This window comes from Kocuria atrinae C3-8 (genome assembly GCF_000286355.1).
GTDB classification, from domain to species: Bacteria; Actinomycetota; Actinomycetes; order Actinomycetales; family Micrococcaceae; genus Kocuria; species Kocuria atrinae_A.
On sequence record NZ_AJXN01000056.1, the window covers coordinates 22,066 to 34,221 of the forward strand.

A 12,156-nucleotide genomic window follows, 5' to 3' on the forward strand; every position below is an offset into this window, starting at 1 on the left:
TACACCACAAGGAGCTCTCATGTCGGACCTCATCAACCCCAGGTTGGTCCTGCTGGACCAGAATCTGGGCAGCACCACCGAAGAAGTGATTCGCGAACTCGCGAACACCGTTCACCGCGAAGGCCGCGCGGAGAACGCGGACGCACTGGCCGCCGATGCCCTGGCCCGCGAATCCAAGAACGCCACGGGCATCCCCGGCGGCATCGGCATCCCGCACTGCCGGTCGGAGGCCGTCACGGAAGCCACGTTGGTCATGGCGCGGTTGCACCCGCCGGTCGACTTCGGCGCCAAGGACGGCCCCGCGGACATCCTCTTCTTCATCGCCGCACCGGCCGGAGCGGACCAGGCGCACCTCAAGTTGCTGTCCAAGCTCGCGCGCTCGCTCATGAAGAAGCCCTTCGTGGCCTCGCTGCGCGAAGCGGAGACTCCCGAGCGTGTGGTCGAGCTCGTGGATGACGCACTCGGTCTGGGTGCCCCGCCGACGCGCTCCCGCCACCGACGGCGCCGCCGCACCTTCAGGCGGCGCGGGCCAAGCCTCAGCATCGACCGATTCCGCGGCACCTGCGGCTACCGGCGCAGTGGCGGGTTCCACCGCGGCAGCGGCCGCAGTGGCCGGACCCAACGCCGTGGCGCAGGGCGACGAATCACGGAACAACGCCTCGCAGGACGCCGTCTCCCAGGGCGCAGGGGAGGGCGGCCCGCGCAGGCTCGTGGCCGTGACTGCATGCCCCACGGGCATCGCTCACACCTACATGGCGGCCGATTCGCTCAAGAACACCGCGGACGAAATGGGCGTGGACCTGCAGGTCGAAACCCAAGGTTCGTCCGGTGCCACCCGACTGGATCCCTCGGTGATTCGCAACGCGGAAGCCGTCATCTTCGCCACGGACGTGGACGTGCGTGAGCGCTCCCGCTTTGCCGGGCTGCCGTTCATTGCCTCCGCCGTGAAGCGTGGCATCGACGAGCCCCGGGAAATGATCGATGAGGCCCTGGCCGCCGCGGACAACCCGGACGCCAGGCGCGTGAGCGGGGACCCCGCGGATGCGAGCCAGACCTCGGACGCCGCCGAAGGCTGGGGAACTCGCATCCGCAAGGCCGTGATGACCGGTGTCAGCTACATGATCCCGTTCGTGGCCGCCGGCGGTCTGCTCATGGCCATTGCGTTCATGATCGGGGACGCGCAGGCCGTTCCCGTGACTGCGGACGAGATCCTGACGACCGCAACTCTGGGCAACCTGGGTGACGTGACCCTGGGCGCTACATTGCGGCCGTGCTGTTCAAGATCGGCAGCCTCTCGATGAGTCTGCTGGTGCCGGCACTCGCGGCGTACATCGCCTACGGTCTGGCCGACCGGCCCGGTATCGCACCGGGCTTCACGGTGGGTTTGGTGGCCAACTTCATGGGCGCCGGGTTCCTGGGCGGCATCGTGGGCGGTCTGCTCGCGGGTCTGTGCGCCTACTGGCTGACGCTTCCGCGGTTGCCCCGCTGGCTCAGTTCGCTCATGCCCGTGGTGATCATTCCGCTGTTGGCCACGCTGTTCGCCGGCGGTCTGATGTTCTTCCTGATCGGCGGGCCCATTGCCCTGTTCATGGAGTGGCTCACCGGTCTGTTGACCGGCATGAGCGGTGCTTCCGCCATGGCGCTGGGAGCCGTGCTCGGACTGATGATGTGCGCTGACCTGGGTGGCCCCATCAACAAGGTGGCGTACTCGTTCGCGGCCGCAGGCCTGGGTGCCGCCACGGTAGCGAATACTGCCCCGCAGGAAATCATGGCGGCCGTGATTGCGGCGGGCATGGTTCCCCCGCTGGGTATGGCCTTGGCCTCCACGGTTCTGGGCCGCAAGTACTTCACGCCGCAGGAGCGCGAGAACGGTAAGGCCTCATGGTTGCTCGGTGCGTCCTTCATCTCTGAGGGAGCCATTCCCTTCGCTGCGGCAGACCCGCTGCGCGTGCTGCCCGCCTCGATGCTCGGTGGCGTGGTGACCGGTGCCATGAGCATGGCCTTCGGTGTCACCTCAGTGGCACCGCACGGAGGTATCTGGGTCATTCCCACCATCGGGGGACCCATCTGGTTCATTCTGTCCATCCTGGTCGGCACCGTGATCACCGCCGTGACCGTGGTGGCCCTCAAGCACATCGGTGGCGCACGCAAGCGCGTGGCCGAGGCCACCGTTGCCGAACCCGCTCCCGTCAACGCCTAAGGGTGTGAACGACATGGAAAATACCCAGTCAGAAACCATTGCTACGCAGCTGCGTTACACCGGCGTGGGCGTCAGCCCCGGTCGTGTGATCGCACCGCTGATTCCCATGGCACCGCCCGTGGCGGCACCCCCGGAAGGGGACCCGCTCGTGGAGGAGGCCGAGGGCGCCGTCGAACGCCTGAACGAAGCGGCCAAGGCCGTCAAGGCCGAGTTGAAAGAGCGTGCCGAGCGCGCTCGTTCCGAGGCAGCTGCCGAGGTCCTCAAGGCCACCTCACTCATGGCGGGGGACAAGGCACTCATCAAGAACGCAGCCAAGCTGGTGCGCAACAATTCCTTGAGCCCGGAACGTGCCCTGTGGGACGCGGCCACCGGTTACGCGGATCAGATGCGCGCCATGGGCGGTTACATGGCCGAGCGTGCTGCGGACATCGAGGACGTGCGCGCACGCATCGTGGCCGAACTGCGCGGTATGCCCGCGCCGGGAGTGCCGCAGCGGACAGAGCCTTTCGTGCTGGCCGCCGAGGACCTCGCGCCCGCGGATACCGCCGTGCTCGACCCGGAAACCGTGATTGCCCTGGTCACCTCGTCCGGCGGACCGCAATCCCACACCGCGATCCTTGCCCGAAATTTGGGACTACCCGCGGTCGTTGCGGCCAACGGTGTGATCGACATCGAATCCGGAACCCGGGTGTTCGTCGATGGCTCCGCAGGGTCTGTCGTCACCCACCCCGGTGAGGAACAAGAACAAGCGGTCGCCGCGTGGCACAGGGCCTCCGAGCAATTGGTCACCTTCAACGGCCACGGCGCGCTCGCGGACGGCACCGAGGTCGCGTTGCTCGCCAATGTGGGCACTGCCGACGACGCCCAGTCGGCGGCTGCGGCGGGCGCGCAGGGCGTGGGACTGTTGCGCACCGAATTCTGCTTCCTGGGGCGCGATACCGAACCCACGGTGGAGGAGCAGACGGAAGCCTACGTCGAGATCTTCAAGGCGTTCGGTTCCGACAAGGTCGTGGTGCGCACCCTGGATGCGGGCGCGGACAAGCCCCTTCCATTCCTCACGGACACCACCGAACCCAACCCCGCGTTGGCGTGCGTGGCTACCGTACGGACTGGACCACGCCGGCGTTCTGGAACGTCAGCTGCGGGCCATTGCCGCCGCCGCGGATCAGACCGAGGCGAACGTGTGGGTCATGGCTCCCATGATCTCTACGGCGGGGGAGGCGGAACATTTCGCCGGACTGGTCCACGCGGCGGGACTGAAGGTGTCCGGCGTGATGGTCGAGACCCCGGCCGCAGCGATCACCGCGGAGCAGATCCTGGACCGAGTGGACTTCGTGTCCCTGGGCACCAACGACCTCACCCAGTACACGATGGCCGCAGACCGCATGCTCGGCTCACTGGCCGAACTCAACTCGCCGTGGCAACCGGCCGTGCTGCGCATGATCGAGCGGACGGCGGCGGGTGCGCGAGCGGCGTCGTCGGCGTCGGGAGTGCACAAGAACGTGGGCGTGTGCGGTGAGGCCGCCGCGGATCCCGCTCTAGCGGTGGTGCTGGTGGGGCTGGGCGTGAACACCCTGTCCATGAGCCCGCGCTCGCTGGCGGCCGTGGCCGCGGTACTCTCCCGGGTCGATCCGGAGCAAGCTCGCACCGTGGCGCAGACCGCGCTGGACTCCACAAGTGCTCAGGAGGCCCGCGAGGTGGTTCGAGCCGCACTGCCCGTGCTGGAGGAGCTCGGACTCTGAGCGAAACACTCGGTGCGCCCTGGGGACAGACCCGGGTGGCACGGAACACAATGGAAGCACGCCTTGTCCGGGCCCCGAATCGGACAGGCGACTACACAGAGGAGTTGCAATGGCAGAACGCACCGCAACCGTAGCCTCGCGAGTGGGGCTGCACGCACGACCGGCAGCGATCTTCGCGGAGGCCGCCGGTGAGTACGAAAACCTGGAGATCACCATCCGTTCCGACGGCGAAGATGCCGAGGAAGGCATGGATGCCGCATCGGTGCTCTCCCTGATGTCCCTGGGCGCGGCCCACGGAGACAAGGTCATCCTGGCCGCGGACGGCGACGGCGCCGACGAGGCTCTCGACCACCTGGTGTCGATCATCGAGACCGACCACGATGCGGAATAGTGATTTCATTCATATCACCGCATGAAAAGTGACATATCGGACACCACAACGTGTGGTGTCCGATATGTCATACAGGCGCTAATGTCACGCGCTCCCGCTGATTCGGGAGTACGGTGATGGCATGGTGCGAATTCTCATTTTGGCTGCCCTGATCGTGGCGGTAATCGCCACGGTCACAGCAGCGATACTCGGTCCCTGGGGATGGTGGATCCTCGCTGTCATTTTCATTCTGCTGTTGATCGTGGGCATCCGCGATGCCGTGCAACCCCGGCATTCGATCCTCCGGAACTTCCCGGTTCTCGGTCACGCGCGGTATTTCTTGGAAGAGATCCGTCCGGAGATCCAGCAGTACTTCATCGAACGCAACTGGGACGGCAAGCCGTTCAACCGTGATCAGCGTTCCTTGATCTACTCGCGTGCCAAGGGCTACAAGGGTGACAAGGCCTTCGGCACCGAACTCAACGTCAACGAGCCCGGCTATGAATACTTCATCCAGTCCATCGCACCCAAGGCCGTGCCCGATCTGGGCCACCGCGTGCGATTGGGCGGTCCGGACTGCACCCAGCCCTACGATGCGTCACTGCTGAACATCTCGGCCATGAGCTTCGGTTCGTTGTCCAAGAACGCCGTGCTGGCCATGAACAAGGGCGCCGCTCAGGGTGGGTTCGCCCATGACACCGGTGAGGGTGGGCTGACCAAGTACCACCGCGCCTACAACGCGGATCTGATGTGGGAGTTCGGCTCCGGGTACTTCGGAACCCGCGACAAGGACGGCCAGTTCGATCCCGAGAAGTTCCGGGAGAAATCCAACCTGGAGCAGGTCAAGGCCATCACCGTGAAGTTGTCCCAGGGCGCAAGCCCGGGCTGGGTGGTGTGCTGCCCGGTTCCAAGGTCACGGAAGAAATTGCCGAGGCCCGCGGCGTTCCGGTGGGGGAGACCTGCATCTCCCCGGCCAGCCACTCCGCATTCACCACCCGCGGGAACTGATTCGCTTCATCGGCAAGTTGCGTGAACTGTCCAACGGCAAGCCCGTGGGCTTCAAGCTGTGCATCGGCTCCCGTGTGGAGATCCTGGCCATCTGCAAGGCGATGATCGAGGAAGAGATCACCCCGGACTTCATCATCGTGGACGGTTCTGAGGGTGGCACCGGTGCTGCACCTCTGGAATACCAGGACCATGTGGGTACCCCGCTGGTCGAGGGCATCATCCTGCTGCACAACGCTCTGGTGGGTACCGGACTGCGTGATCGCATCAAGATTGGTGCGGCCGGCAAGATCATCTCCGGTCACGACATCGTGCGCCACATCATTCAGGGTGCGGACTTCTGCATGAGCGCGCGCGCCATGATGATGGCCGTCGGTTGCATCCAGGCGCAGAAGTGCCACACGAACACCTGCCCGGTGGGCGTGGCCACCCAGGACCCCAAGCTGTACCGTGCGCTGGACGTGGATTCCAAGGGTGACCGTGTGGAGCGCTACCACCGCTTGACCGTTGAAGAGGCCGGCCAGATCATCGCCACCATGGGCTGTGAGAGCCCGGAACAGATGACACGCCAGATGCTGCGCCGTCGCATCACCGCGACCGAGAGCGTTTCCTACGAGTCGCTTTACCGCTGGCTCGAACGCGGTGAGCTGTTCGAAGGGGTCCAAGGGGGCTGGGGCGAGGACTGGGACTACGCCAACGCCGACAGCTTCACCCCGGGCCACCCCGGTAAGTACGTGTTCAACGACCGCACGGAGTTCACGCACCAGGGTGAGACCACGGTGGAACGTGAACCGGAACTGGCAACCGTGGCGCAGGGTTCCTCCGCGCTCGGTTCGGAAGCCACCCCCGAGCCCCAGCGAGGCACCGCACCCCGATTGGCCGATCACGAATTGGCCGGGACCGCCTCGCGACAGGACGACCGCCGGTCCGGAAACGTGGGAGACACCAAGCGCGCCGAGGGTCAGCCGGGTACCGAACCCGGTGCTCAGCACACAACCTCGAGTGCAGGCGAGACCGACGGCCACGTGGACCCGGCCGACAAGTAAGATCGGGAACTGACCTAGAATGTAGGTCGGAGATTCCACCTGAGGCGGCGTCGCAAGCAGCGGCGTCGCCTCAGATTCACCGAGCTACCGGCACCGAATCAGGATTGAGAGAGCCTTGCGAGAATTCACCGCACGCTTTGCCACTGACGAAGAAATTCGCGCGTGGGACTCCCACGTCACGGCCAATCCGTCTGGCGGAAACCTGCTGCAGTCCCAGGCCTTCGCGGAGGTCAAGAAGGACCACGGTTGGACCCCGCGCTACGTGGTGTACGAGGCCACGGACGGTTCCCAGCCCAGCTACAACCTGGCTCTCGAAAAGCGCGTCCCCGGGCTCGGGAAGATCTGGTACATGATCAAGGGGCCGGACGTCGAGTCCATCGACGACATGCCCGGGATTGTGGCGGCCAACAAGAAATTCGTGGCCGGCGCCGCCAAGGGCGTCTTCGCCATCAAGTACGAACCCGAAATCCTCGCTTCCGACTACGCGAGCGGCCTGTTGGCCCGCTGCGGACTCGTGAAGTCCTTCGAGATCCAGCCCAATGATTCCACCGCTGTGCTGGACACGACCCCTGACGAGAAGGCGCTGCTCAAGTCGCTGCACTCGCGCGGTCGCAACGCCGTGCGCCGTGCCACCCGCGAGGGCTGCGAAGTGGAGCGCGTCGAACTCACCGAAGAGAACATGCGCGCCATGTACGCGCTCATGGACACCGTGGGCCAGGGTCACGCCAAAGTCACCCTGCGCTCCTACGAGTACTACCGTGCGTTCTGGACGAACTTCGCCGAACGCGGCCAGGGTCGGCTCTACTTCACCTACGAGGACGGCGAGCCCTCCGTGGGCGCCTACGTGATCGCTTACGGCTCCAAGGGCACGTACAAGGACGGTGGCTCCAAGCCGCGCCGTAAGCAGTACGGCGATTCGCACCTGCTGCAGTGGCAGGCCATCCTGGATCTCAAGAACGAGTTCGAGATCGAGCAGTACGATTTCTGCGGCACCCCGCCCAGCGACCAGCTCAAGAACAAGGAACACCACTACTACGGTCTGGGGTTGTTCAAGACGAGCTTCACCAAGACGGTCGTGGACTACGTGGGCTTGTGGGACCAGCCTCTGAACAAGGCCAAGTACGCCGCGTGGGCGAACATCGGAGAAAAGGTGCAGCGCCAGCTCTGGGTGCGCCGCACCGGCCAACCGTTCTACTGATCCACGGCGGCGTAGAAGCTCGTCTGTACACCGTTTATCACCACTAGCAGTACCTGCGGGGTCAGGGAGGTTCAACGGCATTGAGCGTGACCGAGCAACTTCGGGAGCTTGCCCACCACGGCTATCCGTCGTCCGGGGCGGCACCCGGGCTGGATGACCTGGACGGCGAACCGTTCGGACCGGGTGGCGACACGTCTCTGACCAGCGCGGCCCGTCCGGTCACGATGTACGGATTCCCCGCCGCGGCCGTCAGACCTACCGAGTCGCAAGCGGCACGCGCGGAGACCCGCGCTCAGCTTGCTACCGAAATGCAACCGATCGTCCCCGCGGGGCGGGTCGGTTCGGCGGCAGAGGGCGGAGTTTCCTCCCAGGTGGGTGCGCTGCCCGTGCTCACCCCGAGCCAGATCGAAGCGGACAAGGCTGGGGCCACCCCGCGTCCGCAAGGAGCCGCGGCCACCAGGCCGGTCACTCAGATCTCTCGTCGCGGAGCAGCTCAGACCACGGTGGTCGAGCGCCCCGAAACCTCGGGAGTCGCCCACGAACCGGCTCCGGCCACCACACAGGTTCCCCGCGGTGTCTATCCGTCGACCCGGACCCGGGTGGCGCGGTCTTCCAAGGACAAGCTCAAGTCCATGATCCGGGGCGACGCCGCTCCGACCGCGCCCATGCGCGTGGTGGACCGGCTCACGGCCACGCCCTTCCAGCACCTTCGGCGCTTCGGGGACAGCAATGATCGGCAGGCCCGCCGAACCCTGAACTTCGCACTCCGTCTGGCGGAGACCATGTTCCACTACGGCGCTGATGCCCTGGACGTGGAGAACGCGATCATCGCGGTGTGCGCGACTTACGGGGTGGAGAACCTCGAGGTGGACATCACCAACCAGTCGGTGACCATCAACTACGTTGCCGAGATCACCGAGACCGGCAAGCTCACGGCCGCCGGCCACAACAAGGACGGCACGGGGCAGATCACCACGTCCCGGACGAGCCAGGACGTGCTGGATGATCCCAACACGTACAGCCACACGGTCATGCGCGTGGTGCGGTCATGGACCGACAACTACGCGGGCCTGGCCAATTCACACCAGTTGGTGACCCGCATCATCGAGGGCACCATGCCCCTCAAGGAAGCCGAGCGGGAACTCAGCGAGATCAACTCCCAACCCAAGCCCTACCCCAAGTGGGCCGTGTGGCTGGCCACCGTGTTCGCGGCGGCCACGATCACCACGGCCATCGGCGGTGGCGCGGCCGGGGCCCTGGTGGCCGCGGTGTCTTCGGTGCTCGTCCAGATCGTGTCGTCGAAACTCGGTGCATGGCGCATTCCGGAGTTCTTCGCACTGGCGGCCAATGCCCTGATCGTGACGCTCGCAGCCATGGGAATCTCCGCTCTGGGTGTGGACCTGTCACCACCCAGAGTCATCGCGGGTGGCATCATCATGTTGCTGCCCACCACGCGCATGGTGTCCACCATGCAGGACGCCATCAACGGGTTCCCCGTGACGGCCATGGGGCGCCTGATGTCCACGTCGTTCGCGTTCCTGGGAATCATTGCCGGGATCGCGGTGGGTATTGCCCTGTCCGGGTACATGGGTGTCCCTCGTATCGACGTGTCCCAGTCGTCGTTCACACCACCGGACGCCCTGACCAACACGGTGTTCATGCTGATCTCCACGGCTCTGGTGGCCCTGACCATGCAGGCCAAGCCACGGCACATCTTCCCGGCTGTGCTGGCTGCCCTGGCGGGTCTCTTGGTGTTCCACATCGGGGGCGATTACGGGCTCGGAGCGCGCCTGGACACCGCCCTGGGCGCTACCACCACCGGCTGCGTGGCGGCCCTGCTCGCCGCGCGCTCGCGCATCCCGCAGACGATCCTGGCGATCCCCGCCATGACCTACCTACTGCCGGGACTGTCCATCTTCCGCGGTATGTACGCCATCACCGTGGAGATGGAGACAACCGGCGACGGATTCACCGGCCTGATCAATGCCATGGCGTCCATCGTGATGATGGCCTCCGGTGTGGTGCTCGGAAACTATCTGATGCGACCGTTCGTGGAGCGCATGAAGATCTTCTCGCTGCGCCGTAACCGGCGCCGCTGAGTCACTAGAGGATCTTGCCGACCGGCAGTTTTTTCTCAGCTTGGAAGAGGTCCTCGGTCCGCCCGGCGGCCCAGTATCCGGACAACGAGACTTGCGAGCGGTCCAGACTGCGGCGGTCGAAGAGCTCCTTGCGGACCTCTTTCATGGCCTCCCGCTCACCGTGCACGAAAACCTGCACGCCGTTGAGGTTCGCAGGCCACTCTGCCTGGGCGATGGCGGTCACGAGGCGCGTTCGCCCGGCTGTTGACTTGCGCGGTGAACCCAGCGGATTTCCACGCCCTTCGGAATGGCCACGTCTGCCAGGTCGTGCTGGTGCGCGGGGTCCTGAACCTCGAGAATCGCCAGACCCGTAGCGTTCTCCGGGAGGGCTCGACGTTCGCGAGGACGGCGGGAATGGCCGCTTCGTCACCGGCGAGCAGCGTCCACGATGCCTCGGGATCCGGCTGCCATTTTCCTCCGGGGCCCACGGCCACCAGACGATCGCCGGGCTTGGCCGTGGCGGCCCACGGGCCCGCGTGACCTTCCGTGCCGTGCAGGGCGACGTCGATCACAAGGTGCCCGCGGCGGCGTCGTACCGGCGCAGCGTCATGTGACGGGTGACCGGGAGGTCCTCGGGGGCGGCTGTGTCGCGGACGGACCAATAATCCGGGAACTCTCCCGCCGGAGTCTCTGCGAGCGTCTGGTCGGAAAAGAAGACCAGCTTGACGTACTTCTCGGGCGGCTCGATGTCCTGGTAGTCCTCGTGATTGAGAATGCTGCACACCACGCGCACCATGCCGGGGGACAGCTCTCTGTGCTCGACCACCTCGAGGTTGAGCTGTGGCTTCCGAGGTTTGCGCGCAGTCGTCTTCTCCATGCGCCCAGCTTAGGTGATCCTAATCGGCGATCGTCCAGTTGACGGGCTGAGCACCCTGCTCCTCGAGGAGTGCATTGGCGCGCGAGAACGGGCGCGAGCCGAAAAAGCCCCGAGAGGCGGACAGCGGCGAGGGATGCACGGATTCCACGGTGGGTGCACCGCCCAGCCACTGCTTGGTGTCGCGAGCGTCGCGTCCCCACAGGATGCCCACCAGGGGAGTGCCGCGCTGGGCCAGGGCCTTGATCGCGCACTCCGTCACGGCTTCCCAGCCCTTGCCGCGGTGAGACGCGGGTGAACCCTCGCGCGCGGACAGGGCCCTGTTCAACAGCATGACGCCCTGTTGGGACCACGAGGACAGATCGCCGTGCTCAGGAGGCGTCACGCCCAGATCCGACTGCAGCTCCTTGTAGATGTTCTGCAGGGACCGGGGAATCGGGCGAACGTGGGGTTGTACCGAGAAGGACAGACCCATGGCGTGGCCCGGCGTGGGATAAGGGTCCTGGCCAACGATCAGGACCTTCACCTGGGACAGCGGCTCCTGGAAAGCCCGGAAAATATTGTCGCCACTAGGGAAAGTACGGTGGCCTTCGGCGTGCTCCGAGCGCAGGAATTCGCCCATCTGCCGAATGGTCGACTCCACGGGTTCGAGCGCCCGAGCCCAGTCATCGCTCATGATCTCGTTCAACGGACGAGGGTCGGCCATGAGCTGGTCTCCATTCAAGAGCGGATGCGGATAACGGGTACGAGATTACCGGTTATGGTGGCTGTCATGGCTGAACCAGACGACGGGCTCGATTCCCTGGACAAGGCCATCCTGCAGCTCGAGTCCGAGCACTGGAAGTACCGCGGCGCCAAGGAATCGGCGATCCGCCAGCGTTTGGGGCTGAGCCCGGTCAATTACTACCAGCGGCTCAACGCGTTGATCGACCGTGACGACGCCGCTCGGTTCGCTCCCATGTTGATCTCGCGTTTGCGCCGGGCGCGGCTGCGCTGACGGGTAGGTGATCCCGGCGCGGGCGTGGGATAGTAGGAACAAACCATGGCTGACCGGAAGCGCAAATAATGAGTGAATACCCCCGCGACGAATTCGATGACGTTCCCGAGGACGGAACGCGTCAAGGTGCCCACCGAGGTCATAATCCTCAGGCGCGCACCGGTTCTCGCAAGGGATTCCTGGCGATCGTCGGCGCGGGAATTCTGGCGTTGGCCGTGGGAACCGTGGCATTCGTGAACGCGCCGCGCACTGCCCAGGATGCGGTGGAGAACACTCCCGCACCCTCCGGGAACATCACCACGAGTACTACAGAACCCAGCCCGTCCGAAACTTCTGAGGGACCGTCGGAAGAACCCACCGATCCCGCATCGCCCGAGGTTCCTGCCGCACCCGGCGACGGCGCAGTGCCCGGCCAGGATCCCGCGGCACCCGCGGACCCGGGCGTGCCCCAGGATCCGGCTGCTCCGGCAGCACCTGAGGCGCCCGCCGTTCCGGAAGCTCCAGCCCCTCCGGCCGCTCCCCGCGCAGCCCGCTCCCGAGGCTCCCGCCAATCCCCGCGCCCGAAGCACCGGTCGAGCCCCGGTCGTGCCCGAAGCACCTGCCGGTGAGCCTGGCGGTACGGACACCGGCGCAGTCGAGGCACTCC

Annotated in this window: 7 protein-coding genes and 4 pseudogenes; 8 read left to right on the plus strand and 3 right to left on the minus strand. The window is 65.6% G+C overall.

Translation table 11 applies throughout. From position 1 onward, the window contains the following. Positions 1-19 precede the first annotated feature (19 nt). The 6 genes and pseudogenes from YO9_RS0107215 (at position 20) to YO9_RS0107240 (ending at position 9,660) form a co-directional block, all read left to right on the plus strand. Positions 20-2,200 (plus strand): annotated as a pseudogene (locus YO9_RS0107215) (PTS fructose transporter subunit IIABC). Between the two features lie 106 nt (positions 2,201-2,306). Next, positions 2,307-3,942, plus strand: a pseudogene (gene ptsP, locus YO9_RS0107220) (phosphoenolpyruvate--protein phosphotransferase). A gap of 109 nt (positions 3,943-4,051) precedes the next feature. Further along, on the plus strand, positions 4,052-4,333 hold the full coding sequence (locus YO9_RS0107225; protein WP_016996865.1) for an HPr family phosphocarrier protein: 282 nt from the start codon (positions 4,052-4,054) through the stop codon (positions 4,331-4,333). Between the two features lie 121 nt (positions 4,334-4,454). After that, positions 4,455-6,363: pseudogene (locus YO9_RS0107230) on the plus strand (FMN-binding glutamate synthase family protein). A 115-nt stretch (positions 6,364-6,478) separates the two neighbouring features. Continuing rightward, positions 6,479-7,561: a lipid II:glycine glycyltransferase FemX gene (locus YO9_RS0107235; protein WP_016996866.1), complete on the plus strand. Its 1,083-nt coding sequence runs from the start codon at positions 6,479-6,481 to the stop codon at positions 7,559-7,561. Between the two features lie 86 nt (positions 7,562-7,647). Continuing rightward, a complete protein-coding gene (locus YO9_RS0107240) occupies positions 7,648-9,660 on the plus strand; it encodes a threonine/serine exporter family protein (protein ID WP_223286249.1) in 2,013 nt (670 codons plus the stop codon). A gap of 4 nt (positions 9,661-9,664) precedes the next feature. Here the strand turns inward: YO9_RS0107240 and YO9_RS20740 are convergent, their stop codons facing one another. The 3 genes and pseudogenes from YO9_RS20740 to YO9_RS0107255 all read right to left on the minus strand — a co-directional run bounded on the left by YO9_RS20740 (position 9,665) and on the right by YO9_RS0107255 (position 11,219). Next, a complete protein-coding gene (locus YO9_RS20740; protein ID WP_317259785.1) occupies positions 9,665-9,925 on the minus strand; it encodes an SIP domain-containing protein in 261 nt (86 codons plus the stop codon). Beyond that, a pseudogene (locus YO9_RS21880) lies at positions 9,816-10,516 on the minus strand (siderophore-interacting protein). Before YO9_RS21880 ends, YO9_RS20740 begins: the two are co-directional and overlap by 110 nt. Positions 10,517-10,535: 19 nt before the next feature. Then, positions 10,536-11,219, minus strand: coding sequence for a uracil-DNA glycosylase (locus YO9_RS0107255; protein WP_016996868.1), 684 nt, complete (start codon positions 11,217-11,219; stop codon positions 10,536-10,538). Positions 11,220-11,285: 66 nt separating this feature from the next. On the opposite strand from YO9_RS0107255, the gene YO9_RS0107260 reads away from it, so the two are divergent. Further along, complete coding sequence (locus YO9_RS0107260) at positions 11,286-11,510, plus strand: DUF3263 domain-containing protein (protein WP_202976189.1); 225 nt, start codon at positions 11,286-11,288, stop codon at positions 11,508-11,510. Positions 11,511-11,578: 68 nt separating this feature from the next. Next, entirely contained in the window at positions 11,579-12,118 is a 540-nt protein-coding gene (locus YO9_RS17430; protein WP_223286250.1) for a hypothetical protein, read from the plus strand. Positions 12,119-12,156: the final 38 nt, after the last annotated feature.

What these genes read in the sequence shown, in the direction of transcription:
- YO9_RS0107225 (WP_016996865.1), top strand. Translation starts at nt 4,052, where the DNA reads ATGGCAGAACGCACCGCAACCGTAGCCTCGCGAGTGGGGCTGCACGCA.
- YO9_RS0107255 (WP_016996868.1), bottom strand. Translation starts at nt 11,219, where the DNA reads ATGGCCGACCCTCGTCCGTTGAACGAGATCATGAGCGATGACTGGGCT.
- YO9_RS0107260 (WP_202976189.1), top strand. Translation starts at nt 11,286, where the DNA reads ATGGCTGAACCAGACGACGGGCTCGATTCCCTGGACAAGGCCATCCTG.
- YO9_RS17430 (WP_223286250.1), top strand. Translation starts at nt 11,579, where the DNA reads ATGAGTGAATACCCCCGCGACGAATTCGATGACGTTCCCGAGGACGGA.